The sequence below is a fragment of the Streptomyces sp. CNB091 genome, from assembly GCF_000377965.1.
This window is the reverse complement of sequence record NZ_KB898992.1, coordinates 380,686-407,399: the sequence shown is the minus strand read 5'-3', so window position 1 is coordinate 407,399 and position 26,714 is coordinate 380,686. Positions and strand designations below refer to the sequence as shown.

The window sequence follows — 26,714 nt, the reverse complement described above, 5'->3', positions numbered from 1 at the left end:
ATTGGCAGGATGTGGAGCAGGAACACTGGTGTTACTGGTCGTATGGATATGGCCCGGGCAGAAGGTGCCGCCCTCCATGGGGCCCGTGGTCGTCGTGCCCTTCCTGCACGTCCCCACGCCTCCGGCCACCGCACCGACCGTCCCCGGCCGCCCCGCCGGGTCACCGACACCGTCCCCTGCCACGCCCGCCCCGTCCGGCTCCTGCCCGGGCGGCCGGGCCGTGTCGCCCCCGCCGCCGCCCCAGTCCGACGACAGGAGCACCGACTCCCCTGGACTCCCCCGAGTCGGCGGGGCCGAGGGAGCGTCACGGACCACCGGTGACGACGAGAAGGCCTCACGTGTTCCCAGGGGCGACGTGGGCGACACCGACGCTGTGGGCGACGAGGAGGACGAAGAGGACGAGCCCGACGACGAGAACGAGGAAGCGGTACACGGCAATCGGGGGGATGCGGACGACGAGTGGGACGACTGATGCTCAGGCGCCCGACCAGCGCCCGGTCCCGGATCGTCGGCTGGATGCTCCTGCTTCTCAGCGCCGCCCTGGCCGTGCCCACCTTCGGGATCACGATCGTCTGGCAGGCGGAGCTGGACCGGCAGGTCGACGCGCAACTCCTGTCCGAGGCCGACAAGCTACGCGCGTTCGCCCGCCGTTCACGCGACGCGTACCCCGGTGAGCGCTTCACCACGGGCGCCTCGCTGCTGACGGCGTTCATGGCGGTCCACCGGCCCGAGCGCAACGGCGCCTTCTTCAGCGTCGTGGACGGACGGGCGGACTACCGCAGCCCCGGCATGCCCCCGGCCCGCCTGGACCGAGACCCGGAGGTCGTGGCCCTGATGGCGCGGACGGCCGACACTCGTATCCGGTCGCTGGACACCTCGGCCGGCACGGTCCGTTACGGTGTCGTCCCGGTACAGATGGCGGGCGACCACACCGACACCCGGCTCGTCCTGGTCACCTTCCGGGACCGGGAACTGCGGCAGGAACGCCACATGGCACGACTGCTGCTGGCATCGGGAAGCTTCGCCCTGGTGGTCGCGGGACTGGCCAGCTGGCTGGTCGCGGGCCGGGTGCTGGCTCCGATCCGGCTGGTCAGGCAGACCGCCGAGCGGATCAGCGAGACGGACCTGACCCAGCGGCTGCCGGTGCGGGGCAACGACGACGTGGCGGAGTTGGCCGAGACGTTCAACCACATGCTCGACCGCCTGTCGGGCGCATTCACCGCGCAACGCCAGTTCCTGGACGAGGTGGCGCACGAACTGCGGACCCCCATCACGGTCCTGCGCGGACATCTGGAGCTGATGGACGAGGACCCCGACAGCCAGCGCGGCCAGACCCGCGCCCTGCTCTTCGACGAACTGGACCGGATGCGGCGGATCGTGGAGGACCTGCTGCTCCTGGCCCGGGCCGAGCGCCCCGACTTCCTCAGCCTCGGCCAGACCAGTCTGACCGACCTGGTGGTCGACACGGCCGCCAAGGCCCAGGCACTGGGGCGCAGACACTGGACGGTGGCCGAGGTCGCCGACGTCAGCGTGCACCTGGACGAGCAGCGGGTCACCCAGGCCCTGATGCAGCTCGCGGCCAACGCGGTCAGCCACACCGGGGAAGGAGACGCCATCGAGATCGGGTCACGCCTGTGGCGTGGCAGGGTACTGCTGTGGATCGCGGACACCGGGCCAGGTGTGGCCCCGGAGGACCGCGAACGGATCTTCCAGTGCTTCTATCAGGGAGGCAACGCGGTTCCCGGCCGGGCCGCTCCCGGCATCGGACTGGGCCTCGCGCTGGTCCGCGAGATCGCCCAGGCACACGACGGCGTCGCCCACGTCGAGGAGGCGCCCGGGGGCGGCGCGAGATTCGTCATCGACCTTCCCGCACTGCAGCCCACGACGGAAGGAACCCATGGTGAGCAGGATCTTGATAGCCGAGGACGAGGAAAGAATCGCCGCCTTCGTCGAAAAAGGCCTGCGCCGTAGCGGGTACGTCACCCGGGTCGTCACCGACGGAGTCTCCGCCTACGAGCACGCCCGCGGCCGGGACTTCGACCTCCTGATCCTCGACCTCGGACTGCCCGGCGACGACGGGCTGACGGTGCTGCGCAAGCTGCGGAAGGCGCGCATCTCCCTGCCCGTCGTCATCCTCACCGCCCGCGACAGCGTGAGCGACATCGTGGCCGGACTGGAGAGCGGCGCCGACGACTACATGGTCAAACCCTTCGCCTTCGACGAGTTACTGGCCCGCGTACGACTGCGCCTGCGCCGCGAGGAGCCGGCGGAGAACTTTCTGCTGCGGGTGGGCGATCTGATCCTCGACCTCCGCACCCGCCGGGCCCAGGTGGGCGAGCGCGTCTCCGACCTGTCCGCCCGGGAGTTCGCCCTCGCCGAGATCCTCATGCGCAACCCCGACCGGGTGCTGTCCCGCGAGCAACTGCTGAGCCAGGTATGGGGGTTCGACTACGACCCCGGTTCGAACATCGTCGACGTCTACATCCGCTATCTCCGGCGCAAGATCGGCGCCGACCGGGTCCAGACCGTGCGGGGCGTCGGCTACCGGCTCCGGGCCTGACCACCGGGGCGGGCGGCCTTCGTCCGGCGGCGGACGCACCCCGCCGGACCCCATGAGAACAGTCTCACCGCTGTCTCACCGCCACCTCATCGCCCGCCCCGAGACTCCTCGTTACGGGTCATCGGTGACGCGAGGCCCGTGAGCGGCGCAGACGGTCGCCGCGGCCCCGCCCGGAAACAGGGCGCCGCCGCCACACCGGACCAGCAGACACGGAGGCGAACCCCCCGCCTGCCCTGCGACGCGAGCACCCGCACCTGATCCCCCGTGGTACCCGGGCCACCCGTGTGCCACGAAGGCCCGGTTGTGGGCGGGATGAGATCCCGCCCCGCGTGAAGAGCCACACGCCACTTCCGTATGGAGGACACTCCTGTGCGACAACTCATCGAACACGCCCGCACCTTCTCTGCCCGCTGTGGCGGAGCAGGCCGTGAACTCAAGGAGTTCGAGGCCGGCCAGCGGCCCTCCACGATGTTCATCACCTGCTCCGACTCCCGGGTGGTCCCCACCCTGCTGACCGACTCCGGCCCCGGCGAGCTCTTCGAGATGCGCACGGCCGGAAACATCGTCCCGCCCTACGATCCGGACGCGCCCACCAGCGAGATGGCGACGATCGAGTACGCCGTCTGCGTGCTGGAGGTGTCCGACATCATCCTCTGCGGGCACTCCCACTGCGGCGCCGTCGGAGCCCTGGCCAGGGGCGACGATCTGCGGACCCTGCCGGCGGTACGCGGCTGGCTCGGCAGATGCGCCCAGACGGCCGGTCCTCAGCACCCCGACGAGTTCGGCCCCGACTGCGAACAGCCGGTACAGCGCCACGCGGTGGCGCAACTGGACGCGTTGCGCGACTACCCGTGCGTGAGCCGCGCCGTGCGCGAAGGCCGGCTCGGGCTGCACGCCTGGTACTACGAGGTCCACACCGGCGCGGTGCAGGCCCACCGCCCCTCCACCGGAACCTTCTCCTCCCTGTGACAGCGACCCACCGGTGAACACGCGGGCCGCTCCCGCCGCCACCTGCTGTCTCCCCCCACTCCTCTAGGAGCTGAAGCTCTCATGTCGTCTCCACAACTCCGGTTACGCCCGGACGCCCTGTCCCGCGACTTCCTCGCCTCGATCGTGGTGTTCCTCGTCGCCGTGCCCCTGTGTGTCGGCATCGCGGTCGCCTCCGGTGTCCCCGCCGAACTGGGCCTGGTCACCGGCATCGTCGGCGGGCTGATCGCCGGCGCGATGCCGGGCAGCTCGCTCCAGGTCAGCGGCCCGGCCGCCGGGCTCACCGTCCTGGTGTACGAGGCGGTCACCACCCACGGCGTCGCGGCGCTCGGCGTCCTCGTCCTGTCCACGGGGCTCCTCCAGGTCGGGCTCGGCCTCGTCGGCTTCGGCCGGTGGTTCCGCGCCATATCGACCGCCGTCGTGCACGGCATGCTCGCGGGCATCGGCCTCGTCCTGATCGGCAGCCAGCTCTACGCCATGGCCGGGGCCAGCGCCCCGGGGAACGGTCTCGACAACCTGGCCGGGCTGCCGGAACTGTTCACGCGGATCACGGGAGCCGAGGCGATCTCCTCCACCGCGATCGGCGTCGGCACCATCGTCGTCCTGATCCTCTGGAAGCGGCTTCCCGGACGCCTGCCCCAGGTGCTTCCCGGGCCGCTGGTGGCCGTGGGGCTGGCCACCGCCGCGGTGGCGGTGTTCAACCTGCCCGTCGCCCCCATCAAGGTGCAGGGGCTGATCGACTCACTGCGGCTGACGAGCCTGGACGACTTCGGCCTCCTGGCCGACGTCAGTCTCCTGGGCGTCATCCTCGCCTTCACGCTCATCGCCTCGGCCGAATCCCTCTTCAGCGCCGCCGCCGTGGACCGGATGCACGACGGTCCGCGCACGCAGTACAACAAGGAACTCATCGCCCAGGGGACGGGCAACACCATCTGCGGCCTCGTCGGCGCGCTGCCCATGACCGCCGTCATCGTGCGCAGTGCAGCCAACGTGCAGGCAGGTGCGCGCACCAAGGCCTCCCGGATCATGCACGGAGCGTGGCTGCTGCTGTTCGCCGCCCTGTTCCCCGCCGTACTCGGTCTGATCCCCGTGGCCGCCCTCGCCGGGATCCTCGTCCACGCCGGCGCGAAGCTCATCCCCGTCGCGACCTTCCGGCCGCTCTGGCGTGAACACCGGGGCGAGGCCGTGGTCCTGGTGGTGACCGCGCTGGCGATCGTCCTCACGGACATGTTCATGGGCGTGCTGCTCGGCATCGGGCTGGCCGTGATCAAGACGGCCTGGGAGACCTCCGCCGTCCGCCTCGACATCGACGAGCAGGACGACCGCACCAGGGTCTCCCTCAGCGGCAGCGCCACCTTCCTGCGCCTGCCGCTGATCCTCGACACCCTGGAGGCCCTGCCGAAGGACAGGCCGGTGGAGCTCGACCTCTCGCGGCTCCGCCACCTGGACCACGCCTGCCGCACCGCCCTGGAGGCGTGGACCGCGCACAGCGGCGCCGTCCAGGGCGCCGGAGCGACGACGGACGACCCACCGCGCGAGGCCGCCCTCGCGGGCGCCGCTCCGGACGGTGAAGGCCCTCCGCGCAACGAGAGGCCCTAGCTCCGTAGGCCGGGACCGAGGAGTGTGTCCGGCGGATCCTGACCGGGTCCGCCGGACACGCTCTCGTCCGCCACGGTCCAGGCGCCCGCAGGCTTTCCCGCCACAGGCCGTTAGGTTGTGGGGGAAAGCCTGCGGGCAGCCGGATTCGTGATGGGGGCGAGCATGACCATGCAAAAAGGAAGCAACGTCGCGGTGCCGGCCGACACGGTGCGCGTCGAACTGGGCCGGCACGCCGCAGCGGGCGCCCCGGACGTCGACGCCTCCGCTCTCCTGCTGGTGGCGGGCAAGGTCCGCGGCGACGCGGACTTCGTCTTCTACAACCAGCCGGCCCACGCGTCCGGCGCGGTCCGGCACGAGGGCAGGCGGACCGCTCCCGACCACGTCACCGACACCCTCGTCGTCGACTTCGGCAAGGTCGAGCCCGCGATCGACCGCATCGTCGTCGCCGCCTCGGCGGACGGCGGGACCTTCGGCCGGGTGAGCGGACTGTATGTGCGGGTCACCGACGCGGCGAGCGGCGCGGAGCTGGCCCGCTTCGACAGTACGGACGCCACGGTCGAGACCGCCTTCATCCTCGGCGAGCTGTACCTGCGACAGGGCGCCTGGAAGTTCCGCGCGGTCGGACAGGGCTACAGCACCGGCCTCGAAGGCCTGGCGACGGACTTCGGCATCTCCGTGGACGAACCGCAACAGGCCCCGCCCGTCCCGCAGACCCCGGCGGCCCCTGTCACCCCGTCGCCACCTCGCCCGGCCGCCCCGACCCCGGCCCCGGTCGCCCCGCCCGTGGCCCCCGTCCCGCCCGTGGCCCCCGTCCCGCCCGTGGCCCCCGCGCCCGCCGCCCCCGTGGCTCCGCCCGCCGCGACCCCCGTACGGCTGACCAAGGTCACGCTGACGAAGAGCGCGCCGTCCGTCTCGCTCGCCAAACAGGGCGGCACCTCCGGCGCGCTGCGCGTCAACCTCAACTGGGAAGTGCGCAAACAGTTCAAGGGCTGGGGAGCGAAGCTCGGCCGGGCCGTCGCCATGCACGCCGATCTCGATCTCGACCTCTGCGCACTGTACGAACTCGCCGACGGCCGGAAGGGGGTCGTGCAGTCGCTCGGGAACGCGTTCGGTTCACTGAACAGGCCGCCCTTCATCCATCTCGACGGCGACGACCGCACCGGCGCCCTCTCCAGCGGCGAGAACATGACCATCAACCTCGACCACAAGGACCTGCTGCGGCGCGTACTGATCTTCGTCACCATCTACGAAGGCGCCCGGAGCTTCGTCGATCTCCACGCCACGGTCACCCTCCAGCCGCAGAACGGCGCGGCCATCGACTTCTCCCTCGACGAGTGCACCGTGCCCTCCACCGTCTGCGCCCTGGCACTGATCACCAACGACGGCGGCGACCTCACCGTGCAGCGCGAGGCCCGCTACCTGGTCCCGGACCGGGGCGTGAGCCCGCAGCGCACCATCGACGCCGCCTACGGCTGGGGCATGAACTGGACGCCCGGCCGCAAGTGATCCGCCGCGCCCGCCCGGACCGGCCGCACGCCTTCCCGCGACGTCACCGGTCGGGCGCGGCCTCCGGGCGCGCGTAGGTGCGGCCCTTCCAGGCCGCGCCCCGCCCCCGGTAGTGCCGCACCGCCGAGTCCACCGTCATCAGCAGGTAGAGCACCGCCGTCAGCGGCAGCAGCGGCCCCAGCCACAGCGACTGACGGTAGTAGGCCAGCATCGGCAGATACGTCGTCGTCATCACCGCCCACGACGCGCCGCCCGCCCAGGCCGCCACCCCGTCACCCGTCAGCAGCCCCGCCGCCAGCGTCGCGGGCGGTGCCACATAGACGAGCAGCAGCCCCGGGACCGTCCCCGCCAGCAGCAGCGGACTGTGGCGCAGTTGCGCGTACGCGCTGCGCGAGACCATCCGCCACAGATCCGCCAGCCGCGGATACGGCCGCACGCTGTCCACCCGGTCCGCGAGCCCCAGCCAGATCCGGCCGCCGCTGCGCCGCACCTCCCGCGCCAGCGACACGTCGTCGATCACCGCCTGCCGGATCGAGTCCGGGATCCGCGCCCGCTCGGCCGCCTCGGTGCGCAGCAGGACGCAGCCGCCCGCGGCCGCCGCCGTCCGTGACCGGGCCCTGTTCACCCGGCGGAACGGGTAGAGCTGCCCGAAGAAGTAGACGAACGCCGGCACCACCAGACGTTCCCAGACGCTCTCCACCCGCAGCCGCGCCATCTGCGACACCAGGTCGAAGCCTCCCTCGCCCCCGGAGCAGGCCGCGGCCACCAGATCGCGCAGACTGTCCGGCTCGTGCGCGATGTCCGCGTCGGTCAGCAGCAGGAAGTCCGGTTTGTCCCGCCGGGCCACCGCGATCCCGTGCCGCAGGGCCCAGAGCTTGCCCGTCCAGCCCCGCTCCGGCTCCCCGGGCTCCACCACGGTCAGCGGGAACCCGCCGTACCGGGCGGCCAGCTCCCGGGCCAGCTGCCCGGTGCCGTCGCTGCTGCAGTCGTCGACGAGGATGACCCGGACGTCCCCGGGATAGTCCTGGACCAGCAGCGACGGCAGGCTCACTGGCAGCATCTCCGCCTCGTCGCGGGCCGGCACCACCACCGCGACCGACGGCCAGCGCGCCGGGTCGGTGCGCCGGGGGAGCCGCTGGTCCGTCCGCCAGTAGAAGCCCTGCCCCAGCAGCAGCCACACCCACGCGATCAGTGAACCCACGGCGATCCAGGCAACGGCGCTCATCCGCCGAAGTCTGCCCCACTGAGCCCGGTCCGCAAGGGCCGTCGGCTAGGGTGACCGGGTGAAGATCGCGCTCATGGACTCCGGAATCGGCCTGCTGGCGGCAGCGGCCGCAGTGCGCCGCCTGCGGCCCGACGCCGAACTCGTCCTCTCCTCGGACCCCGGCTCCATGCCCTGGGGTCCCCGCACCCCCGAGGACATCACCGCGCTCGCCCTGGCCGTCGCCCGCGCCGCCGCGGCCCACCGGCCGGACGCGCTGATCGTCGCCTGCAACACCGCCTCCGTCCACGCCCTGCCGGCGCTCCGCGCCGAACTGGAGCCCGCGCTGCCGGTCATCGGCACGGTCCCCGCGATCAAGCCTGCCGCGGCGGGCGGCGGCTCCGTCGCCATCTGGGCCACCCCGGCCACCACCGGCAGCCCCTATCAGCGCGGGCTGATCGGTGACTTCGGCGGGACCGCGGACGTCACCGAGGTCCCGTGCCCCGGGCTCGCCGACGCGTTGGAGCACGGCGACGAGACCGCGATCGACCGGGCCGTAGCGGCCGCCGCCGCCCTCACCCCGCCCGACGTCCGGGCCGTCGTCCTCGGCTGCACCCACTACGAGCTGGTCGCGGCCCGGATCCGCGACGCCGTGCAGCGGCCCGGCCGCCCGCCGCTCGCCCTGCACGGGTCCGCCGGAGCGGTCGCCGCCCAGGCGCTGCGCCGGATCGGAGCGGACCCCGCCCCGACGGCCGAGCCCTCCGCCAAGCTCACCGTGCTCCAGGCCGGCCGCCCCGCCGCCCTCCCGCAGGCAGCTCTGACCTATGCCGAGGGCCGGATGCTGGCCGCCGCGGTGCCCGCCCACTGACCTCATCCGACCTGATCCAGACGAAAGACCAGCCGCCGGGCAGCCTCCGGCGGAGCAGGGCCGGGTAACCCGATCGGCCCCAGCGGCCCCGGCCGGGAACCCGGAACGCGGCTACGCTGCCGCATATGACGGACCTCCCCGAGAGTGCGACGCACGGGTCGAGCCAGGCGCCGCCCACGGAGTGGAACGGCCGAGCCACCAACCGCATCCAGTGGCTGCTGGCCCTCGCGGGCGCGGGCTGTGTGGCCCTCGGCATCGAGCTGGCCGTCGACGGCGCCTGGACCTCGGGCATCGCCCCGCTGCTCATGTCGGTGATCGGCTGCCTCGCCGCCGGTCTGCTGATCCTCTTCGGAACGCTCGCCTTCGTCCATGTCGCTGTCAAGGTCGACGGGGACAGCCTGGAGGTGCGCTGCGGCCACGCCGGCCTGCCGCGCCGCCGGATCCTGCTCAGCCATGTGACGGGCGCGGAATTCGTCCCCCGGATCAACCCGCGCCAGTGGGGCGGCTGGGGCTACCGCTGGCGTCCCGAGCAGGGCACGGCCGTCGTGGTCCGCAAGGGCGAGGGCGTGGCCCTGCACCTCGGCGACGGCCGCACCTTCACCGTCACGGTCGACGACGCGGAGACGGCCGTACGGTTCATCCGGCAACGCCTGCACCTGCCGGCCTCCGGCAAACGACCGGGCGACTGACTCGGGCCGCACCGGCCACCGTCCCGGCGACCGTTCGCGTCACCGGCCGGGCCGCACCGGCCACCGTCCCGGCGTCCGACCGGGCCGCCCACCGCCGGCCGAGAGACACCCCGGGCCGCCGGCGTCCCGGCCCCATGCGGGTCAACGCCGCCGCCCCCGACCGCCCACCGTAGACTCCGCCGGGTGAGCGCCACCATGACTCCCGTCGATGCCCCGCCGCCCGCCACAGCCTCCCCGGCCGCCGGACTGCTGCCGCGGCTCCTCCGCCCGGCCGCCGCCGTGCTCTCCGGACTGCTGCTCTACGCGAGCTTCCCGCCCCGGCCCCTGTGGTGGCTCGTGCTGCCCGGATTCGCCCTGCTGGGATGGGTGCTGCACGGGCGCTGGCTCCGGTCAGCCTTCGGCCTCGGCCTCCTCTCGGGCCTCGGTTTCATGCTTCCGCTGCTGCACTGGACCGGCACGGACGTCGGCCCGGTGCCGTGGCTGGCCCTGGCCGTCTTGGAGGCGCTGATCATCGCGGTGGGGTGCGTCGGCATCGCCGCGGTGACCCGGCTCGCGTACTGGCCCGTGTGGGCGGCCGCTGTCTGGACGCTGGACGAGGCGGTCCGCGCCCGGATCCCGTTCGGCGGCTTCCCCTGGGGCAAGATCGCCTTCGGCCAGTCCGAGAGCGCCTTCCTGCCGCTGGCCGCGCTCGGCGGCACCCCGCTGCTCTCCTGCGCCGTCGTCCTGTGCGGCTTCGGGCTCTACGAGGCCGTGCGACAGCTCGTCGCGTACCGCAGGACCGGAAAGGTCCCGCGCGCGGCCGTCGTCGGCGCCGCCGTGAGCGTCCTCGTGCCGGTCGCCGGAGCCCTCGCCGCGCTGCCCCTGGTCGACGACTCGGCGGAGAACGGCACGGCCACCGTCGCCGCGATCCAGGGCAACGTGCCGCGCCTGGGACTCGACTTCAACGCCCAACGCCGCGCCGTCCTCGACAACCACGCCCGGCGCACCGCGCAGCTGGCCGAGGACGTGAAGTCGGGCAAGGAGAAGCAGCCCGACTTCGTGCTGTGGCCGGAGAACTCCTCCGACCTCGATCCCTACCTCAACGCGGACGCCCGCCAGGTCATCGACGACGCCGTCAAGGCGATCGGCGCCCCCACGGTCGTCGGCTCGGTGGTCGAGAAGGGCTCCGACAGCCTCCGCAACACCCTGATCGAGTGGGACCCGGAACAGGGCCCCGTCGACACGTACGACAAGCGGCACATCCAGCCGTTCGGCGAGTACATGCCGATGCGCGCCGTCGCCCGCTTCTTCAGCGAGGACGTCGACCGGGTGCAGCGCGAGTTCATCGCCGGCACGGAGGTCGGCGTCTTCGACCTCGCGGGGACGAAGGTGGGGCTCGTGACCTGTTACGAGGCCGCCTTCGACGACGCCGTACGCGACACCGTCACCCACGGCGGCCAGATGATCGCCGTGCCGAGCAACAACGCGACGTTCGGCCGCAGCGAGATGACCTACCAGCAGCTGGCCATGTCCCAGGTGCGGGCCGTCGAGCACGGTCGGGCCGTCGTCGTCCCCGTCACCAGCGGGGTCAGCGCGGTGATCCGCCCGGACGGCACGATCGTCGAGAAGAGCGGCATGTTCACCCCCGCCGCCCTCGTCGACGAGGTCCCGCTGCGCTCCTCGCTCACCCCCGCCACCCGGATGGGCCCCCTGCCCGAGGGCGTCATCGCGCTGCTGGCCCTGGCGGGCCTGGCCTGGGTGAGCGGCTCGGCGTTCCGGGCCCGCCGGAGCGGGGGACCGGCCAGTAGCGCCTGACCCGGCCACGTAGGCTCGGATCCATGGCTACTCCCGACTTCATCCGTGACATCCGCGCCACCGCCGGGCACCAGCTCCTCCTGCTGCCCGGGGTGACGGCCATCGTCCTCGACGACGAGGGCCGCGTGCTGCTCGGGCGGCGCGCGGACACCGGGAAGTGGTCGGTCATCGGCGGGATCTCCGAGCCGGGGGAGGAGCCTGCGGCGACGGCGGAGCGCGAGGTGCTGGAGGAGACCGGTGTGCACTGCGTGGCCGAGCGGGTGGTGCTCACGCAGGCGCTGGACCCCGTGCAGTACGCGAACGGCGACATCTGCCAGTACCTCGACGTCACCTTCCGCTGCCGGGCGACCGGCGGCGAGGCGCGGGTCAACGACGACGAGTCGCTGGAGGTGGGCTGGTTCCCGCTGGACGGGCTCCCGCCCCTCGGCGAGTTCGCCCTGTTCCGGATCAAGCAGGCCCTCACCGAGGGCCCCGCCTGGTTCCAACCCACCCCGCGGACTCCGTAACTCCCTACTTCACCGTGAAGGAAGCCGTCGTCCCGGTGAACGGCGTGATCTTCCCGAGCAGGCTCCTGGAGTCCCCGTGGTGCACGATCCGGTACGCGCCGGGTGCCGTGTCCGCCGCGATGTCCCAGGTGATCGTGGCCTTCGAGGTGCCGGTCAGACCGTTGAGCCGTGTCCAGCGGTAGGCGGTCTCCCAGTCGCCGTCGTCCAGCACCCGCTGCCAGGTGCCGTTCTCCAACCGCTGCACCTCAAGGAAGGTGGAGCCCCGGCGGACGTTGTTCTTCGGGTGCCCGGTGGCGAACTCTACGGTCGCGGTGGAGCCGCGCGCGTAGGCGTTCTCCGGGGCCTTCAGGACGCCGCCGAACGCCTTGCCGGCGGGCGGGTTGTCGTACACGACCCCCGTCTGGAAGGTGAACTGCCGGCCCGACTCGTCAGGAGGCGTCGCGCCCCGCTCCAGCGTGGTGCCCTCACGCAGGGAGTCCGCGATCCGGGCGTACTCCTGCTGGTAGGCGGGCAGGGTGTAGCGGCCGTGCAGCGTGGAGCCGCCCTCGTAGTTCTGGGTGTCGTACTCCTCCGGCGTCGTCACGTACTGGCTGTAGGCGTTGGCGTACCCCTGGAGCAGGACGCGGTCCAGCGGGACGCCCAGCCGCTCGGCCACCGTGCGGCGTACGCGGAGGCCGGAGGTGATCGTGAACTCGCCCGGGGCAGCCACCAGGTGCAGTTCGCCGAGCTTCATGATCTGGAGCGGGAGGCGCTTCGGGGTGACCGGGTGGACGTTGCTCAGCAGCCCCGTGGGGATCAGGCTCGCCTTGGGGTACTGGCAGGTCGCGAGCCAGGAGGGGGTGTCGACGCGCAACGCGTCGAGGATGGACGCGACCGGGGTGCGCGTGCCCTCCTCGAAGCCGGGGATCGCGGGACCGTCCTCGACGCTGCCCGCGAGCGTGGACGCGCCCACGACGGCGGGGCAGGTGCGGTGCTCCTTGCCGTCCGGGGTGTACTCCGGGCGTACGGTCACGTTCTCCATGTCGACGTAGGCGAGCCGGGAGTCGACGCCTCCGGAGACGGGCCGCGTGTCGTCGTAGATCTCGCGGGCCTTGTCGAGTTGGCGCTCGCCGATGATCCGGGTGTTCTCGAACTCGTCCTCGGTGGGCCCGGATCCCGGCTTCAGGTTGAGGTTCGGCGACATGTCGCCGGCGTTGGTGTTGGGGAAGGCGGCGACGAACCCGGGGGCGTCGTCGAGGTAGCGCACGCCCTCGTGGTCGTGCTCCCAGGCGTAGGCGGCGTAGCCCTTGTTGTCGGGGCTGATGAGCGTGTTCTTGTTGGTGATCGAGGTGTTGTGGGTGGCGAACCAGCTGATCGCGCCCGCGTCCCTGCCGCCCTGCTTGAAGCGCAGCACGGTCATCGCCGGGTCGATCGCGTCCGGGAAAGCCGCCCGGTCGGCCGCCGGGTTGCGGTCGAAGGCCTCGCGGGAGCGGTTCACGCTGGCGGTGGCGAGGGTGCCCGTGCCCAGGCTCATCGTGCCGGGCTTCAGATCCTCGTGGGCCTTGGCGACGGAGTCCGTCACGCCGTCGACGATCGCCCGGTAGGTCTCCTTCTGGAAGCCGAGGACGGAGAGGTTGTAGGCGACGTGGTGGGAGTAGCCGCCGGGCCCCGAGTGGGTGTGCGTGGCCGACAGCAGGACGTTCTCCTCGCCGTACAGGTCCCCGTAACGCTCCTTCAGACGGGCGATGACCCCCTGCTGGACGGACTGGAAGATCATCGCGAGGTCGGCGTTGACGTACACCACGCGCTTGCCGCTCGACCGGTCGACGACGACGAAGGCCCGTGACCGCTGTCGCTGATGGATGCCCGACGTCTTCTGGTCGAAGCTGGAGTAGCCCATCATCCCGGTTTCGGCGGCCTCGCCCGTGACGTCGGAGATGCCTCGCCCGACGAGGTAGTCCCCTCCGTCGGCGGTGCTCGACGCCGACGCGGGGGAGGGGGCGCCGAGGGTGACCGCGCCGAGGGTGGCGGCGAGCACCGCGACGGGGAGCCTGCGCCGGGAGCGGCGGGCGGTGGGGGGCGGCATGGAACCTCCTGGGGCGGGAGACGGGGATGCCCGGACCCGGTCGGCGGCTCGCTGACGGGAGGGGCCTGGGCGGTGTCCCGACCGTAGAGGAGTGTGACCTGCGTCGCATAGATGCCTACCGGCCAGTAAAGCGGTGCGCCGGCCTGCGGATCTCCTTCGGCTTCGACGAGGTCCTGGCCACGGACGCGTCGGAGCAGGTGTGCCAGGAGGGCGGGAGCGCCGGAAGAACCTGGTCACCGAGATACGCAGAGTGACTGCCGGTGGGCGGTTGGTGCCGCCGGGGTGCGCCGCGCTGCGGCCGGTGAGCCGGGCTCGCGAGCAAGGGGGCCCGCCCCGCTGCGCCCCGCCGGGTGGCGGGGTACGGTCACCCCCAGGGCCCCGGCCAGCGGGAATTCGGTCAACGGCCTTGTACGAAAAGTGAGTAGAGGAGAGACATGAGCGTCGACAACGACGATTTCCGCCGCCGGATCCGGTCCGACATTCCCCACTCCGCGCGCGTCTGGAACGCGTGGCTGGGCGGCAAGGACCACTATCCGGTGGACCGGGAGCTGGCCGACGTGGTGAGCGCGGCCTACCCGCAGATGGTCGACATCGCCCGTGCGTCACGCGCCTTCCAGATCAGGGCGATCCACTACCTCGCCTCGGCGGGGGTGCGCCAGTTCCTGGACGTCGGGACCGGGCTTCCGGTGGCGAACAGCACGCACGAGGTGGCGCAGAGCATCGCACCCGAGTCGCGGATCGTCTACGTGGACAACGACCCGATCGTCCTGGCCCACGCCGAGGCGCTCCTGACCAGCTCCCCGCAGGGCCGCACGGCCTACGTGGACGCCGATCTGTCCGATGCGGACGCGGTCGTGGACGAGGCGGCCAAGACGCTCGACCTGTCCGAGCCCGTCGCCGTACTCCTGCTCTCCACCCTGGGGCACCTCGTTCCGGCCGAGGGCATCGAGGTCGTCCAGCGGTACCTGGCCCGGATGCCGGCGGGAAGCCACCTGGTGCTCTGCGACACGGTGGCGACGCCTCAGACGCTGGCCGCCCAGGAGGCGTACGCGTCGGGCGACAACCCGCCCTACCTCGTCCGGAAGCCTGAGGAGATCACCGACTGCGCCAAGGGGCTGGAGCTGGTCGAGCCGGGATTCGTCTCGATCGACCGCTGGCGGCCCGAGGAGGACGACGCGGTGCCGGTCGACCAGTGGGGGCTCGTCGCCCGCAAGCCGTAGCCGCACGGCGGGCGGGGAGCCGCGCGGCAGGCCAGGGTGTAGGTCCGGGAAGGGCGCCCGGACCTACACCCTGGCCTGCAGGGGTCTCGTTCAGTCGCCCCGCCGTTTCATGGCCGTGTCCTCACGCAGTCGGCTGGTATGGCGGGCGAGTGAACCCACACGGTCCGCCAACGTCCGGTGTTCCGCGGCGAGATGCGGTCCGAGCGCGGTCAGCGGGGCGACCAGCGCGGCGGCGTCGTCCGCACCGAGCGCCTGCCGGAGCAGGCCCAGAGAAGCGTCGGCCGAGGCGGGGAGGTCGGCCAGCGCGGTGATCTGGCCGGCGAGGGACCGCAGGTCGGCCGCGTTCTGCCGGGCCCATGCGGTGATCGAACGGTCGCCCGCCCGGAGGTCCCGGGTCGCCTGGACCCGCTGTTCCCCGGTGCTGCCCGCGGAGCCGGGGCGCAGTCGCAGATAGCGCCGCTCGGCCGCCTGGCGGCTGGCGACGCCCAACGGATCTGCCAGATCGGCCCAGCTCGCGCCGGCCGCGCGGGCCGTCTCGATCAGCCCGGGCTCCCAGCCCGCCAGCCGCTCCCGCACCTCACGCAACAGGTGCAGCGACTCCAGGGCCTGAGCCCGGTCGGAGGCAACCGCCGGTCCGGAGCCGGTGTCCTCGGAGCCGACGTGGGCCCCGCGGAGTGCCTCGTCGATGTTCTTCAGAGCCGCTGACGCCGCGAGGAGGGAGGCGGCGTCAGCGGCTGGGTGCCGGAACGGCTCGCGCCGGGCTCGTGTGGACAACGGGAGCTCCCTTGCTCGCCCGAAATCTCTGTCATCCTTTCGGTGACGCGATCAGTTGTCATCGAATGGATGACATGCTACAACGGTCTCAGGTGAAAAGCACGGGCCGTCCGCCCGAACGACTGGAGGTGTTTCCGTCATGCTGATGCGTACTGACCCCTTCCGTGAACTCGACCGGATCACCGAGCAGCTTCTCCGCCCCGGCACCTGGTCGCGGCCCTCGGCGATGCCGATGGACGCGTATCGCGAGGGCGACGAGTACGTGGTGGCGTTCGATCTTCCCGGTGTCCCGCCGGACGCGATCGACATCGACGTCGAGCGGAACATGCTGACCGTCAAGGCCGAGCGTCGGCCGGCGGTGAACGACGACCATGTGCAGATGGAGCTCTCCGAGCGTCCGCTGGGCGTCTTCTCCCGGCAGATCGTGCTCGCCGATTCGCTCGACACCGAACAGATCGACGCGCATTATGATGCGGGGGTGCTGACCCTGCGCATCCCGATCGCCGAGCGCGCCAAGCCCCGCAAGATCGCCATTGGCGGGGAGCCCCGGCGCCAGCAGATCAAGGGCTGACCCGGCTCGGCCTACCACAGCGGCGAGGGCGGGGACGGGCTCCCCTTCTTTCCCGCTCCCGGCCCTCGCCCGGCAACCACCCGAGGGGGTAGCTGCGGTTACCCTGCGATGGGAGGCGTTCCTGGATCGGATCCGGGAGCGCGGCGAGTACGGGACGCGAACGGAGGCCGAACGCGCCGCGCGCGTCGTCCTGGCCCTCCTCGGCGCTCACCTGGTCGGCGGAGAACGGGCCGAACTGGCTGCCCGGCTGCCGGAGACCATGGCCCTGATCCTGCTGAACCCGCTTCAGGCCGCCGAACCGCTCTCCCCGGAGCGTTTCGTGCGTGCCACCGCGGCCTGGATCGAGGGGGCCGGCGAACAGACCGCCCGATGGGACGTCGGAGCTGTTCTGAGCGTCGCGGCGGAGGCGGCGGGCGAGGAACTCACCCGCCGCATTCTGCTCCAGCTGCCGCCCGGGTATGACGTGCTCTTCGGTGGGCACACGCGGAACGCATGATCCAGATCCACCCCGCCGCCCCTCCCGTGCCGCCGTGCGGCGAGCCGTCGGAGCGGGCAGCGCCCCGATCCGAGCCGTACTGATGAGAAAGGCTGCTGACACGATGATCCATGAGCCTCGCAACGCCGGCGCACCGGCGGGCACGACGGTCGACCAGCTGCTGGAGAAGATCCGTTACGAGGGCGCCTACCCGACGCGCGAACGCGCCGAGGAGAGCCTCCGCGCTGTGTTGGGTGCGCTCGGCCGACAGGTCACCGGTGATGAGCGCGTCGCGCTCGCCGCGGCCCTGCCCAGGGAGGCCGCCCTGGTGTTCACTTCCGAAGTGCCCGCTGTGAAGCAGCTTCCCGGTGGCGCCTTCGTCCGCGATCTCGCCGTGCGCACCGGTGGTACCCCGGCGACCGCCCGTTGGGACGCCGGCGTCGTCCTGAGCCAGATCGCCGCTCTGATGGAGGACGCTCTCGTCGCCCGGGTGGTGAGCAGCCTGCCGCCCGGCTACGCGCTCCTCTTCGGTCGCGCCGAACTTCTCGCCCAGGCCGCCTGATCCGAGGCTTCGCGGCGGCCCGGTCCGGGCCGCCGCGAAGCAGGTCGGCAGGCATCGCCGCCCCGGGGCCACCGCCCCGGTTCCTGGCTACCGGCGGATCGTCACCGGCTCGATCTCCGCGTTGTTGTGCCGGCGCGCCCAGTTCTCCAGGGCCACCCGGCAGGCGTGGTCGAGGTGGCGCAGACCCGTCAGGTCCAGCTCTATGGGCTGGTCCTGCGGGAGCTTCTCCAACTGCTCCAGGATGCGGGGCAGTCGCAGGAAGGTGGCGTTCCCGGTCAGGGTCACCACGACCCGGCCGCCGGTGAGCCGACGGGTTGTCAGCTGGACGTGCGAGGTCTCCCAGGCCGACTTGACCACTGCCAGCAGCAGGCCGAACACGACCCCTTCAAACAGGTTGGTCACCACGATGGCGATCGCGGTGACCGCCAGCAGCACGGCCTCCCCGCGGTGTTCGCGCCACAGCGGGCCGAACTCCTTGGCGGGCACGAGCTTGCATCCGGCGTGGACGAGGATCCCGGCCAGCGCGGCCAGCGGGATGATCCCGACGGCGGCGGGCAGCAGCGCGGCGAAGAGCAGCAGCCACAGACCGTGGGCGATCCGGGAGAGCGCGGTGGTCGCCCCGGCCTGGACGTTGGTGGCGCTGCGGACGATGACCGCGGTCATGGGCAGCGCGCCGAGCGCCCCGCAGATGGTGTTGCCGACGCCCTGGGCCACCAACTCCTTGTCGTAGTCGGTGCGGGGCCCGTCGTGCATCCGGTCGACGGCCGCCGCGCTGAACAGACTCTCGGCCGAGGCGATGAGGGCGAAGGCCAGGACGGTGCCGATGACCGCCACATCGGCGAGCCGGGCGAAATCCACTCCGCCGGGCGGATCGATGGCCTGCAGCAGCCCGTTCACATCGGCCACGGCCGGCCGCAGACCGGCCAGGTGGGCGATGGCGGTGGCCAGGGCGACCGCGGCGAGGGGCGCCGGGACGAGGCGCACGGTCGCCGGGAGCTTCGGCCACAGCAGCAGCACGGCGACGGTTCCGGCGCCGAGGCCGAAGGCGGTGAGGGCCTCCTGGTTCGTGATGATCTCGACGGCGAGACCGGGGAGTCCGGCCAGCTTGGCGAGACCGCTGCCCGGCTGTTCGGTGTCGGCCATGGCGTACACCTGGCCCAGCACGATGATCAGGCCGATGCCGCCGAGCATGCCCTGCACCACGGAGACGGAGATGGCGCGGAACCAGCGGCCGAAGCGCGCCAGGCCCAGCACCACCTGGAGCAGTCCGGCGGCCAGCACGATCGGGCCGAGCGTGCCGAGGCCGAATTCCTTGACCGCCTCGTAGACGAGCACGGTGAGTCCTGCGGCCGGTCCGCTGACCTGGAGCTTGCTGCCCGGCAGGAAGCCGACGACGAGCCCGCCGACGATGCCGGTGACCAGGCCCAGTTCGGCCGGCACTCCGGAGGCGACGGCGACGCCGACGCACAGCGGCAGCGCGACCAGGAAGACGACGAGTGACGCCAGCAGGTCACGTCGTACGACGTGGGGGTTCTTGAGTTCCTTCGCGGAAATCACGGTGGGTTTTCCCTTGTGGGTACGGTCGCGCCCGGCAGGAGGCCGAGCGCGTGAGCGTGGGGGGAGGGAAAACCGTCAAAGGCGGGCGAACTCGGTCCCGCGCTCCGGCCGGTGAACGCTGACGGAGCCGGTGTGCACTTCGTAGTACCAGGCGTGCAGGCCGAGGGTGCCCTCGGCGAGCCGCTCGCGCACCGCGGGGTAGCCCCGCAGGGTGTTGAGCTGGGCGAGGGCGTGGGCCTGGATCGCGAGGGGGAGGTCGTCGGGGTCGGCGGCCGGGTCCCGGCCGTCCGTGGAGTGCTCCAGCCAGTGGCGGACGGCGGGCATGGCGGAGAGGTCGTCGCCGCGGAACACCGCGCCCACGGCGCCGCAGTGGGAGTGCCCGCACACGATGATGTCGCGCACCTGGAGGGCGCGCAGGGCGTACTCGATGGTCGCGGCCTCCCCCGTGGGCCGGTCCTGCGCCGGATAGGAGGGGACGATGTTGCCCGCGGTGCGGAGTTCGAAGAGCTGACCCGGGCGGGCGCCGGTGATCAGCGAGGGGACGACACGCGAGTCCGAGCACGTGACGAAGAGTGCTTCGGGGGTCTGGCCGTCCGCGAGATGTTCGAAGTGCTTTGCGTTCGCGGCGACGTGCTCGGTGAATGTCCGGGCGTGTTCTACGAGGGACTGCATGGTGGCCTGCCTCCTGCATCCGGCGGTGCCGGGGAGCGGTGTGGTCGGGTCATATTGACGAATGCTCTGTTTGTAACCGGATGAATGTTCGGAATGGTGAGGGTGCCTCACCTTGCGGTATGCCGGATGGCGGTCGCGGTGAAGCCCACTCCGGTCGCTCCTTGCGGATACGACTGCAGCAGAGCATAACGACCAGAACTTTGCTATCGCATTACCTTCTCGTGAAGGAACGTAAATGCGCCACCCGTGTCATTCATTCGGCTTGTTCTTTGTGATAGCCAATGAGTGGGGAGTGGTGCGGGAGAAGGCAGCGCCGTCAGGTGCGGCGGCCGTGCAGAAAAAGGTGCGGCTCGGGTGCGCCGACCGGATGGTCCGGGGTGAAGAGCGCACTGTGCTCCCACTCCACGGTGATGCCCGCCCGCGTGACCAGGGCCGTGAACTCCTCGGCGCCGAAGCTGGAGACCCGGACCGGCTGCCCCATGAAGACCGCGTCGACGCCCGCGGCGTCCACCGGCACCGTCGCGGCGACCAGCAGTCCGCCGGGCCGCAGCGACCGCGCGAGCCGCTCCAGCAGCTCGCGCTGGTCACCCCGCTCCAGCTGCAACAGCGAGAAGTACACGCAGACCGCGTCGAACTCGCCCTCGGCTAGGGGGAGATCGCAGACGTCCGCACACCGGAACTCCGCCTCCGGCACCTGCCGGGCCGCGAGCGCGGTCATCACCGGCGACACATCGACGCCCAGCACCCGGTGCCCCGCGTCCGCCAGAGTCCGCGCCGTGGGCCGACCCGTCCCGCTGCCCACGTCCAGCACCCGGCTCCCCGGGGCCAGGTCCGCCAGCAGCCGCTCCAGCGACTCGCGGTGGGCGGCCGAAGCGGCGAAGGCCCGTTCGTACTCCGCGCCCAGCGCGTCGAAGACCGCAGCCGCCGGATGTCCGGGGCCGCCGTCCGCGTCCGGAAGCCCCTGGCCGCCACGGGGTTCCCCGCTGTCACCGAGTCCCTGGCGCCCACCCATCGAGGCGATCCTTCCGTGGTCGGCGGCCGGCGGGGGTCCGCGCGCCCGGCCGCTGTGAGCGTCCCCCGGGGAGCGCCTGAGTATGCCGGTCCCGCGCCCCTGAGTACGTTCTCCGATGTTCCGGTTCCCGGGTCGCTGTTCGATGGGCGCATGACCTCCGAAGCGCCGCGCCGCCCCCGTATCCAGCACGTCACCACCGCCGGCTCCGCCCTGGCCGTCACGCTGCTCCCGCTCGTGGTCGGCGCCCTGCTGGCCAAGACCATGGCGGCGGACCCGATGACGTCGGTGAACGCGCTCGTCACCAGTGGCGGTCACCGTCCGCGGGTGTCGCCCAAGGAGTGGCGCCGGTGCGGCGGCCACGCGCTGCGGCGGCTGCGGACCGCCGACCGGGCGCCACTCGCCCGCGGCGGCATGCGCTGACGCCGTCCGGCCGGTGAGGTCCGGCCGGACGGCGTGGGGACGGGCGCCGGATCAGCGGACCGGCTGGACCCGCCTCCTCTCCTCCGACGACGGCCGCTCGAACTGGGTGCGGTACAGCTCCGCGTACCTGCCGCCGGCCGCCAGCAGCTCGGTGTGCGTGCCGTTCTCGACGACCCGGCCCGCCTCCACCACCAGGATCCGGTCGGCGGCCCGTACGGTCGAGAGCCGGTGGGCGATAACCAGGGCGGTCCGGCCGGCCAGCGCTTCGGCCAGCGCCTCCTGGACGGCGGCCTCCGACGTGGAGTCGAGGTGCGCGGTCGCCTCGTCGAGGATCACGACCCGCTGACGGGCCAGCAGCAGCCGGGCGATGGTCAGGCGCTGGCGCTCCCCGCCGGAGAGCCGGTAACCGCGCTCGCCCACCACCGTGTCGAGCCCGTCCGGCAGCGAGGCGATCAGGCCGTCGAGCCGGGAGCGGCGCAGGGCGTCCCAGACATCGTCCTCGGAGGCGTCGGGCCGGGCGATCAGCAGGTTGGCCCGCACCGACTCGTGGAAGAGGTGCCCGTCCTGGGTGACCATGCCGAGCGTGTCCCGGATCGAGTCCGCGCTCAGATCGCGTACGTCGACACCGTTCAGCCGCACGGCGCCGGTGTCCGTGTCGTACAGCCGGGGCAGCAGCTGCGCGATCGTCGACTTGCCCGCTCCGGACGAGCCCACCAGCGCGATCATCTGGCCGGGTTCGGCGCGGAAGGAGACGTCGTGCAGGACCGTCGTGCCGCCCCGGTCGTCGAGCGTGGCGACCTCCTCCAGCGAGGCGAGGGAGACCTTGTCGGCGGAGGGGTAGCCGAAGGACACCTTGTCGAACTCCACGGAGACCGGGCCCTCCGGCACCCGGCGGGCGTCCGGCTTCTGTTCGATCAGCGGCTTCAGGTCCAGGATCTCGAAGACCCGCTCGAAGCTGACGAGCGCGCTCATCACCTCGACCCGGGCCCCGGCCAGCGCGGTGAGCGGCGCGTACAGCCGGGTCAGCAGCAGCGCCAGCGCCACGACCGCACCCGGCTCCAGGCTGCCGCGCAGGGCGTAGTAGCCGCCGAGCCCGTAGACCAGGGCCAGGGCCAGGGCGGAGACCAGGGTGAGGGCGGTGATGAACGCCGACTGGGCCATCGCCGTACGGATGCCGATGTCACGCACCCGGTCGGCGCGGGCGGCGAACTCGGCCGACTCGTCGGAAGGGCGCCCGAAGAGCTTGACCAGCGTGGCGCCGGGGGCGGAGAACCGCTCGGTCATCTGGGTGCCCATCGCGGCGTTGTGGTCGGCGGCCTCCCGCTGGAGTCCCGCCATCCGGGCCCCCATCCGGCGGGCCGGCACGACGAACACCGGGAGCAGCACCAGCGAGAGCAGCGTGATCTGCCAGGAGATCGTGAGCATCACGGCGAGCGTCAGCATCAGGGTGACGACGTTGGAGACGACGCCGGAGAGCGTGTTGCTGAACGCCCGCTGCGCGCCGATCACATCGTTGTTGAGCCGGCTGACCAGGGCGCCGGTCCGGGTCCGGGTGAAGAAGGCGACCGGCATCTTCTGCACGTGGTCGAAGACGGCGGTGCGCAGGTCCAGGATCAGGCTCTCGCCCAGGGTCGACGACAGCCAGCGGGTGAGCAGGCCGAGACCGGCCTCGGCGACGGCGATGAGCGCGATGAGCAGGGCGAGCCGGGTGACGGTCCCGGTCTCCGCACCGTTCACGATCGCGTCGACGACTCTCCCGGCCAGCAGCGGAGTGGCCACCGCGAGCAGCGCCGTCAGGACGCTCAGCACCAGGAAGCGGTAGATCCGCCGCCGATGGGGCCGGGCGAAGACCATGATGCGGCGCAACGCCTTCCGGGAGAAGGGCCGGCGGTCCTGCTGGGCGTTCATCGCACTGTGCAGCGAATGCCACGCGGTGACTTCCATGTCCATGGGGCGCCTCCGAAGTCTGACGGCCCCCGGTTTCCCCCGACGGCCTGCGGATCCCGTGGGCCGTGCGGCCCGGGTTCACTCGGAACGTTAGGACCTCAAGTTTGATTGAGGTCAAGGGTGGCGGAGTGGAGGCGCCGGAGCGCGCCCTGCGCGCGGCGGTCGTGCGGGCGGTCGGGACGGTCATGCGGGACTGGCATGATCAGGGGATGAACGAGTGCGTGATCGCCGCGTGTGACGGGGCGTCGAAGGGAAATCCGGGTCCGGCCGCCTGGGCGTGGGTCGTCGCCGACGCGCAGGGGAACCCCGTGCGCTGGGAGGCCGGTCCGCTCGGCACCGCGACGAACAACGTCGCCGAGCTCACGGCGCTGGCGGAGCTGCTGGAGTCCACCGGCCCGGCGGCGCGCGTCGAGGTGCGGATGGACTCGCAGTACGCCATGAACGCCGTGACGAAGTGGCTTCCGGGGTGGAAGCGCAACGGCTGGAAGACCTCCGGTGGCAAGCCCGTCGCCAACCGTGAGCTGGTCACCCGCATCGACGCCCTGCTCGCCGACCGCTCCGTGACGTTCCGCTACGTGCCCGCGCACCAGGTGAACGGCGACCCGCTCAACGCGATCGCCGACCAGGCCGCCAGTGAGGCGGCTGTGGCCCAGAGCCCGGCCGGTACGGCGCACGGCGCCACGGCTCTGCCGGTGCCCGCGCCCGCGCGGTCCACGAAGGGGCGATCGGAGGCGTACGGGGCGTCGGGCGGCGCGAAGGGGCGGAGTGCGGCGGGCGCGTCCCGGGGCGGGCGGTCCACCGGCACGATCGCGGCGCGCTTCGCGGGCCGGTGCCACTGCGGAAAGCCGTACGCGGCCAAGGAGCCGATCGCGAAGAACCCGAACGGCTGGGGCCACCCGGAGTGCCGCACCGCTCCCGCCTGATCACGCGAGGACATCGGGAGGAGAGGCCCGGAGGGCCGTCCGGTCGGTCGCACAGGCGTCGTGGAGATGTCGCGGCTGCTGGGTGGGCAGGCTCAGACGTCGGCCCAGACGAGGCGGCCCGCCAGTGCGGCGCGGGTGCCCCAGCGGGCCGCCAGCGCGTCGACGAGCAGGAGGCCCCTGCCGTCCTCGGCCAGGTGGTCGAGCATGTCGTCGTCCGCGGGGCCGCCCGTCGCCGGGGATCCGGTGACCGGAAGGCCCGCCGAGTCGCCCGGGGAAGCCGGTGCCGGGATCCGGGCCCGGCCGCGGTTCCACACGCAGATGCGCACGCCGTCCGCGGAGCGCAGGAGCCGGCAGCGGATCCGCCGGGTGCTGGTGTGCTGCACGGCGTTGGTGACCAGCTCGGTCACTATCAGGGCCGCCGCCTCGGTCCGTTCGGCCGGTTCGCCCCAGGCCCGCATGGCCTCCTGGACCCGGTGCCGGGCCTCCGGAACGCCCCCGGGCAATCGGGGAACCCACCAGCTGTGCGCACCTCGGTCACCTCCGGCACCTCGGACACCTCCGTCATCGGGAGCACGCTCCGCGCAACTGACTATTTCCGACATGTATGCACTCTCGACGCAAAACGCATACTTTGCAAGCGACAGAGTGTGGAGTGCTCCGCCCCGGGGCTCGACGAGGAAGGTTCCGCGCATGCGAGCCCGTTCAGGTCCCACCGTGGAGCACCGCGTTCTCGCGGTCCGCCTCCGTATGCTGCGGGAACGCGCGGGAATCAGCCTTCGGGCCGCCGCCGACGCGCTGGACGCCCACCCCGCCACCGTCCGGCGCATCGAACGCGCCGAGACCGGACTCGACGCCCGGCAGGTCGGCGAACTGCTCCGCTGTTACGGCGTTCCGCCCGCCGTGGCCGAGCCCATCATGGCCGGGCTCGGAGCCGCGAACCTGCCCGGCTGGTGGCATCGGTGGCGGGACGCGATGGACGGCTGGCAGCAGGACGTCATCGGAGTGGAGTCCTCGGCGAGCCTTGTACGGACCTGGCACCCGGCACTGGTGCCCGAACTGCTGCGCACCCCCGCGTACGCCGCCGCGCTCTACCGTACGCAGTACCCCGAGGACACCCCCGGGCGTCGGGAGCGCCGTGTCGAGCTGCTGCGGGAGCGCCGCCGCCGCATGTGCGAGCGCGGGGCCGCCCTGTGGGCCCTGTTCCCGGCAGCGGCCCTCCATACGCGGGTCGGCGACCGGGAGACGATGGACGGGCAGCGGGCCGCGCTGGCCGAGGCGATGAAGGAACAGCACGTCACCGTCCAGGTCGTGCCCATGGACCACCCGCCGCACCCCCTGACCGGCGTACCGCCCCTGCACATCCTCCGGGTGCCCGCTCCCGAGATCGGGGACCAGGCGGTGCTGGAGACCCCGGGCGTCCGGGTCGACGTCATCGACGATCCCGAAGCCGTGATGGCCCACCGCATCCGGCTGGACGCGGCGTGCGCCGCCGCACCCCGCCCCGGGACCCCGCTGCCGGAGTGACCCGCGGGTCCGGCACGCCCGGGATGCGGCGGGCTCCGGCGCCGTACAGCGTGGGGGAGTGGTGCAGCCGCGCAGGGCCAAGTGGATCCCGTTGGGGGTCGTCGTGCTGGCCGTCGCGCTGGACCTGGTGACCCCGGCGGGCGTCACTTCCGCGCCCCTGCTGATGGCGGCCCCCGTCGCCGCCGCACCGCTGCTGACCCTACGCGGCATCATCGCGATCGGCGCCCTCTCGATGGCGGTCCACGCGGGCCTCGCCTGGTACGACGGCACCTTCGGCTGGCAGCGGGGCGTCGCCAACCAGCTCACCCTTCTGGCCGTAACCATGCTGGCCGTCTTCATCAACCGCGCCCTGGAGGGCCGGGACGCCCGGACCCGCCGCGCGCGCCATATCGCCGCCGTGGCCCAGAGCGCGGTCCTGCCCAGGCCCCCCTCGCGCCTCGGCGAGCTCAGGATCGCCGCCCGGTACGTGCCCGCCGAGGACGAGGCCATGATCGGCGGTGACCTCTACGTCGTCCAGGACACCCCGCACGGGGTGCGCGTGATGGTCGGGGACGTCCGCGGGAAGGGTCTGGGGGCGGTCAGCGCGGTCTGCGCGGACCTGGGGGCCTTCCGGTACGCGGCGGACGAGGCGGAGGACCTGCCCGGCCTCGTGACCGCGCTGGAGCGGGCCCTCCTGCGTGAGGGTGGCCGACGTGGCGGCCAGGAGCAGGACGAGGGGTTCACCACCGCCCTGATCGCCGAGTTCGCAGAAGACCTCGACGCCGTACGCGTCGTCAACCGGGGGCACCCCCCGCCGGTGCTGCTGGACGCCGAGGGCAGGGCCACCGTCCTCGGACCCTCCGAGGAGGCGCCCCCGCTCGGCATGAGCGCCCTGGGGCCCTGGTCCTGCCCGGTCGACACCTTCCCGTTCCCGCCCGGCGCCACCCTCGTCTGTTACACCGACGGCGTCACCGAGGCCCGCGACGAGTCCGGGGCCTTCTACGACGCGTCCGTCCGGCTGCCCTCCCTCGTCCACCACCGCGCGCTGACCGGCGACCCGGCGACCCCGGCGCAGATCCTCCACCTGCTGATCGAGGACGTGGGGCGGCACACCGGCGGCCGGATCCAGGACGATCAGGCGCTCCTCGCCCTGCACCGACCCCGGGTCCGCCCCTACCCGTAACGGCCGCCCCGCGTCGCCTCGCCCCGTGGGACAGCCCGCGTCGTCTGCCGGGAGAAGGGCGGATCTCCCTGGCAGGGGAGCACCTGAGAGCATCTGAGGCCGCCGCGATCAGGACATTGG

Annotated in this window: 26 protein-coding genes; 18 read left to right on the top strand and 8 right to left on the bottom strand. The window is 72.3% G+C overall.

What is annotated here, in order from left to right; translation table 11 throughout:
* Positions 1 to 28: 28 nt before the first annotated feature.
* The 6 genes from D581_RS0108025 to D581_RS0108000 all read left to right on the top strand — a co-directional run bounded on the left by D581_RS0108025 (position 29) and on the right by D581_RS0108000 (position 6,652).
* Complete coding sequence (locus tag D581_RS0108025; protein ID WP_158688586.1) at positions 29 to 472, top strand: hypothetical protein; 444 nt, start codon at positions 29 to 31, stop codon at positions 470 to 472.
* Positions 472 to 1,971, top strand: a complete 1,500-nt coding sequence (locus D581_RS0108020) for a sensor histidine kinase (protein ID WP_018956718.1) — start codon at positions 472 to 474, stop codon at positions 1,969 to 1,971. The genes D581_RS0108025 and D581_RS0108020 overlap by 1 nt, the downstream gene beginning before the upstream one ends.
* Entirely contained in the window at positions 1,901 to 2,560 is a 660-nt protein-coding gene (locus tag D581_RS0108015; protein ID WP_026290318.1) for a response regulator transcription factor, read from the top strand. The genes D581_RS0108020 and D581_RS0108015 overlap by 71 nt, the downstream gene beginning before the upstream one ends.
* A 369-nt stretch (positions 2,561 to 2,929) precedes the next feature.
* Positions 2,930 to 3,529 carry a carbonic anhydrase gene (locus D581_RS0108010; protein WP_018956716.1) on the top strand — a complete coding sequence of 200 codons (600 nt, stop codon included), beginning with the start codon at positions 2,930 to 2,932 and terminating at the stop codon, positions 3,527 to 3,529.
* Positions 3,530 to 3,610: 81 nt separating this feature from the next.
* A complete protein-coding gene (locus D581_RS0108005) occupies positions 3,611 to 5,146 on the top strand; it encodes a SulP family inorganic anion transporter (RefSeq protein WP_018956715.1) in 1,536 nt (511 codons plus the stop codon).
* Between the two features lie 150 nt (positions 5,147 to 5,296).
* Positions 5,297 to 6,652 carry a TerD domain-containing protein gene (locus tag D581_RS0108000; RefSeq protein WP_051114553.1) on the top strand — a complete coding sequence of 452 codons (1,356 nt, stop codon included), beginning with the start codon at positions 5,297 to 5,299 and terminating at the stop codon, positions 6,650 to 6,652.
* Positions 6,653 to 6,695: 43 nt separating this feature from the next.
* Here the strand turns inward: D581_RS0108000 and D581_RS0107995 are convergent, their stop codons facing one another.
* Entirely contained in the window at positions 6,696 to 7,877 is a 1,182-nt protein-coding gene (locus D581_RS0107995; protein ID WP_018956713.1) for a glycosyltransferase, read from the bottom strand.
* Positions 7,878 to 7,935: 58 nt separating this feature from the next.
* On the opposite strand from D581_RS0107995, the gene D581_RS0107990 reads away from it, so the two are divergent.
* The 4 genes from D581_RS0107990 (at position 7,936) to D581_RS0107975 (ending at position 11,710) form a co-directional block, all read left to right on the top strand.
* On the top strand, positions 7,936 to 8,721 hold the full coding sequence (locus D581_RS0107990) for a glutamate racemase (RefSeq protein ID WP_018956712.1): 786 nt from the start codon (positions 7,936 to 7,938) through the stop codon (positions 8,719 to 8,721).
* A 125-nt stretch (positions 8,722 to 8,846) separates the two neighbouring features.
* Positions 8,847 to 9,410 (top strand): hypothetical protein, encoded by a 564-nt coding sequence (locus D581_RS0107985; protein WP_018956711.1) that lies wholly within the window; start codon positions 8,847 to 8,849, stop codon positions 9,408 to 9,410.
* A gap of 195 nt (positions 9,411 to 9,605) precedes the next feature.
* Positions 9,606 to 11,204: an apolipoprotein N-acyltransferase gene (gene lnt, locus D581_RS0107980; protein WP_018956710.1), complete on the top strand. Its 1,599-nt coding sequence runs from the start codon at positions 9,606 to 9,608 to the stop codon at positions 11,202 to 11,204.
* A 23-nt stretch (positions 11,205 to 11,227) separates the two neighbouring features.
* Complete coding sequence (locus D581_RS0107975) at positions 11,228 to 11,710, top strand: NUDIX hydrolase (RefSeq protein ID WP_018956709.1); 483 nt, start codon at positions 11,228 to 11,230, stop codon at positions 11,708 to 11,710.
* 4 nt (positions 11,711 to 11,714) lie between these two features.
* On the opposite strand, the gene D581_RS0107970 is transcribed toward D581_RS0107975, so the two are convergent.
* The gene (locus tag D581_RS0107970) at positions 11,715 to 13,775 is read right to left on the bottom strand and encodes a neutral/alkaline ceramidase (protein ID WP_018956708.1); all 2,061 of its coding nucleotides are present in this window, start codon (positions 13,773 to 13,775) and stop codon (positions 11,715 to 11,717) included.
* Positions 13,776 to 14,209: 434 nt separating this feature from the next.
* Here D581_RS0107970 and D581_RS0107965 point away from each other — a divergent pair, with 434 nt between their 5' ends.
* Entirely contained in the window at positions 14,210 to 14,995 is a 786-nt protein-coding gene (locus tag D581_RS0107965; protein WP_018956707.1) for an SAM-dependent methyltransferase, read from the top strand.
* A gap of 90 nt (positions 14,996 to 15,085) precedes the next feature.
* Here D581_RS0107965 and D581_RS0107960 read toward each other — a convergent pair whose 3' ends face one another.
* Positions 15,086 to 15,769, bottom strand: a complete 684-nt coding sequence (locus tag D581_RS0107960; protein WP_018956706.1) for a hypothetical protein — start codon at positions 15,767 to 15,769, stop codon at positions 15,086 to 15,088.
* A gap of 139 nt (positions 15,770 to 15,908) precedes the next feature.
* Between D581_RS0107960 and D581_RS0107955 the strand changes: the two genes are divergently transcribed.
* From D581_RS0107955 to D581_RS0107945, 3 genes are all read left to right on the top strand, one after another.
* The gene (locus D581_RS0107955; protein ID WP_018956705.1) at positions 15,909 to 16,340 is read left to right on the top strand and encodes an Hsp20/alpha crystallin family protein; all 432 of its coding nucleotides are present in this window, start codon (positions 15,909 to 15,911) and stop codon (positions 16,338 to 16,340) included.
* A 103-nt stretch (positions 16,341 to 16,443) separates the two neighbouring features.
* Positions 16,444 to 16,836, top strand: coding sequence for a DUF2267 domain-containing protein (locus D581_RS0107950; protein ID WP_026290316.1), 393 nt, complete (start codon positions 16,444 to 16,446; stop codon positions 16,834 to 16,836).
* A 103-nt stretch (positions 16,837 to 16,939) separates the two neighbouring features.
* Complete coding sequence (locus D581_RS0107945) at positions 16,940 to 17,377, top strand: DUF2267 domain-containing protein (protein WP_018956703.1); 438 nt, start codon at positions 16,940 to 16,942, stop codon at positions 17,375 to 17,377.
* Positions 17,378 to 17,464: 87 nt separating this feature from the next.
* Here D581_RS0107945 and D581_RS0107940 read toward each other — a convergent pair whose 3' ends face one another.
* The 3 genes from D581_RS0107940 to D581_RS0107930 all read right to left on the bottom strand — a co-directional run bounded on the left by D581_RS0107940 (position 17,465) and on the right by D581_RS0107930 (position 20,618).
* Positions 17,465 to 18,934: a SulP family inorganic anion transporter gene (locus tag D581_RS0107940; protein WP_018956702.1), complete on the bottom strand. Its 1,470-nt coding sequence runs from the start codon at positions 18,932 to 18,934 to the stop codon at positions 17,465 to 17,467.
* A gap of 75 nt (positions 18,935 to 19,009) precedes the next feature.
* Complete coding sequence (locus D581_RS0107935) at positions 19,010 to 19,606, bottom strand: carbonic anhydrase (RefSeq protein ID WP_018956701.1); 597 nt, start codon at positions 19,604 to 19,606, stop codon at positions 19,010 to 19,012.
* 316 nt (positions 19,607 to 19,922) lie between these two features.
* Positions 19,923 to 20,618, bottom strand: a complete 696-nt coding sequence (locus D581_RS0107930) for a class I SAM-dependent methyltransferase (protein ID WP_018956700.1) — start codon at positions 20,616 to 20,618, stop codon at positions 19,923 to 19,925.
* 150 nt (positions 20,619 to 20,768) lie between these two features.
* Between D581_RS0107930 and D581_RS0107925 the strand changes: the two genes are divergently transcribed.
* Positions 20,769 to 21,038 (top strand): hypothetical protein, encoded by a 270-nt coding sequence (locus D581_RS0107925; RefSeq protein ID WP_018956699.1) that lies wholly within the window; start codon positions 20,769 to 20,771, stop codon positions 21,036 to 21,038.
* Between the two features lie 51 nt (positions 21,039 to 21,089).
* On the opposite strand, the gene D581_RS0107920 is transcribed toward D581_RS0107925, so the two are convergent.
* Complete coding sequence (locus D581_RS0107920; RefSeq protein WP_018956698.1) at positions 21,090 to 22,988, bottom strand: ABC transporter ATP-binding protein; 1,899 nt, start codon at positions 22,986 to 22,988, stop codon at positions 21,090 to 21,092.
* A 206-nt stretch (positions 22,989 to 23,194) separates the two neighbouring features.
* Between D581_RS0107920 and D581_RS0107915 the strand changes: the two genes are divergently transcribed.
* A complete protein-coding gene (locus D581_RS0107915; protein WP_026290315.1) occupies positions 23,195 to 23,908 on the top strand; it encodes a ribonuclease H family protein in 714 nt (237 codons plus the stop codon).
* A 92-nt stretch (positions 23,909 to 24,000) separates the two neighbouring features.
* Here D581_RS0107915 and D581_RS0107910 read toward each other — a convergent pair whose 3' ends face one another.
* Positions 24,001 to 24,411 carry an ATP-binding protein gene (locus tag D581_RS0107910; RefSeq protein WP_078625686.1) on the bottom strand — a complete coding sequence of 137 codons (411 nt, stop codon included), beginning with the start codon at positions 24,409 to 24,411 and terminating at the stop codon, positions 24,001 to 24,003.
* 187 nt (positions 24,412 to 24,598) lie between these two features.
* On the opposite strand from D581_RS0107910, the gene D581_RS0107905 reads away from it, so the two are divergent.
* Positions 24,599 to 25,432 carry a Scr1 family TA system antitoxin-like transcriptional regulator gene (locus D581_RS0107905; RefSeq protein WP_026290314.1) on the top strand — a complete coding sequence of 278 codons (834 nt, stop codon included), beginning with the start codon at positions 24,599 to 24,601 and terminating at the stop codon, positions 25,430 to 25,432.
* A 58-nt stretch (positions 25,433 to 25,490) separates the two neighbouring features.
* Entirely contained in the window at positions 25,491 to 26,594 is a 1,104-nt protein-coding gene (locus D581_RS0107900; RefSeq protein WP_018956694.1) for a PP2C family protein-serine/threonine phosphatase, read from the top strand.
* Positions 26,595 to 26,714 lie beyond the last annotated feature (120 nt).

Coding starts and splice junctions, on each gene's coding strand:
- D581_RS0108020 (WP_018956718.1), top strand. CDS start 472: ATGCTCAGGCGCCCGACCAGCGCCCGGTCCCGGATCGTCGGCTGGATG.
- D581_RS0108005 (WP_018956715.1), top strand. CDS start 3,611: ATGTCGTCTCCACAACTCCGGTTACGCCCGGACGCCCTGTCCCGCGAC.
- D581_RS0108000 (WP_051114553.1), top strand. CDS start 5,297: ATGGGGGCGAGCATGACCATGCAAAAAGGAAGCAACGTCGCGGTGCCG.
- D581_RS0107995 (WP_018956713.1), bottom strand. CDS start 7,877: ATGAGCGCCGTTGCCTGGATCGCCGTGGGTTCACTGATCGCGTGGGTG.
- D581_RS0107985 (WP_018956711.1), top strand. CDS start 8,847: ATGACGGACCTCCCCGAGAGTGCGACGCACGGGTCGAGCCAGGCGCCG.
- lnt (WP_018956710.1), top strand. CDS start 9,606: ATGACTCCCGTCGATGCCCCGCCGCCCGCCACAGCCTCCCCGGCCGCC.
- D581_RS0107975 (WP_018956709.1), top strand. CDS start 11,228: ATGGCTACTCCCGACTTCATCCGTGACATCCGCGCCACCGCCGGGCAC.
- D581_RS0107970 (WP_018956708.1), bottom strand. CDS start 13,775: ATGCCGCCCCCCACCGCCCGCCGCTCCCGGCGCAGGCTCCCCGTCGCG.
- D581_RS0107965 (WP_018956707.1), top strand. CDS start 14,210: ATGAGCGTCGACAACGACGATTTCCGCCGCCGGATCCGGTCCGACATT.
- D581_RS0107955 (WP_018956705.1), top strand. CDS start 15,909: ATGCTGATGCGTACTGACCCCTTCCGTGAACTCGACCGGATCACCGAG.
- D581_RS0107945 (WP_018956703.1), top strand. CDS start 16,940: ATGATCCATGAGCCTCGCAACGCCGGCGCACCGGCGGGCACGACGGTC.
- D581_RS0107935 (WP_018956701.1), bottom strand. CDS start 19,606: ATGCAGTCCCTCGTAGAACACGCCCGGACATTCACCGAGCACGTCGCC.
- D581_RS0107930 (WP_018956700.1), bottom strand. CDS start 20,618: ATGGGTGGGCGCCAGGGACTCGGTGACAGCGGGGAACCCCGTGGCGGC.
- D581_RS0107925 (WP_018956699.1), top strand. CDS start 20,769: ATGACCTCCGAAGCGCCGCGCCGCCCCCGTATCCAGCACGTCACCACC.
- D581_RS0107920 (WP_018956698.1), bottom strand. CDS start 22,988: ATGGACATGGAAGTCACCGCGTGGCATTCGCTGCACAGTGCGATGAAC.
- D581_RS0107915 (WP_026290315.1), top strand. CDS start 23,195: ATGAACGAGTGCGTGATCGCCGCGTGTGACGGGGCGTCGAAGGGAAAT.
- D581_RS0107905 (WP_026290314.1), top strand. CDS start 24,599: ATGCGAGCCCGTTCAGGTCCCACCGTGGAGCACCGCGTTCTCGCGGTC.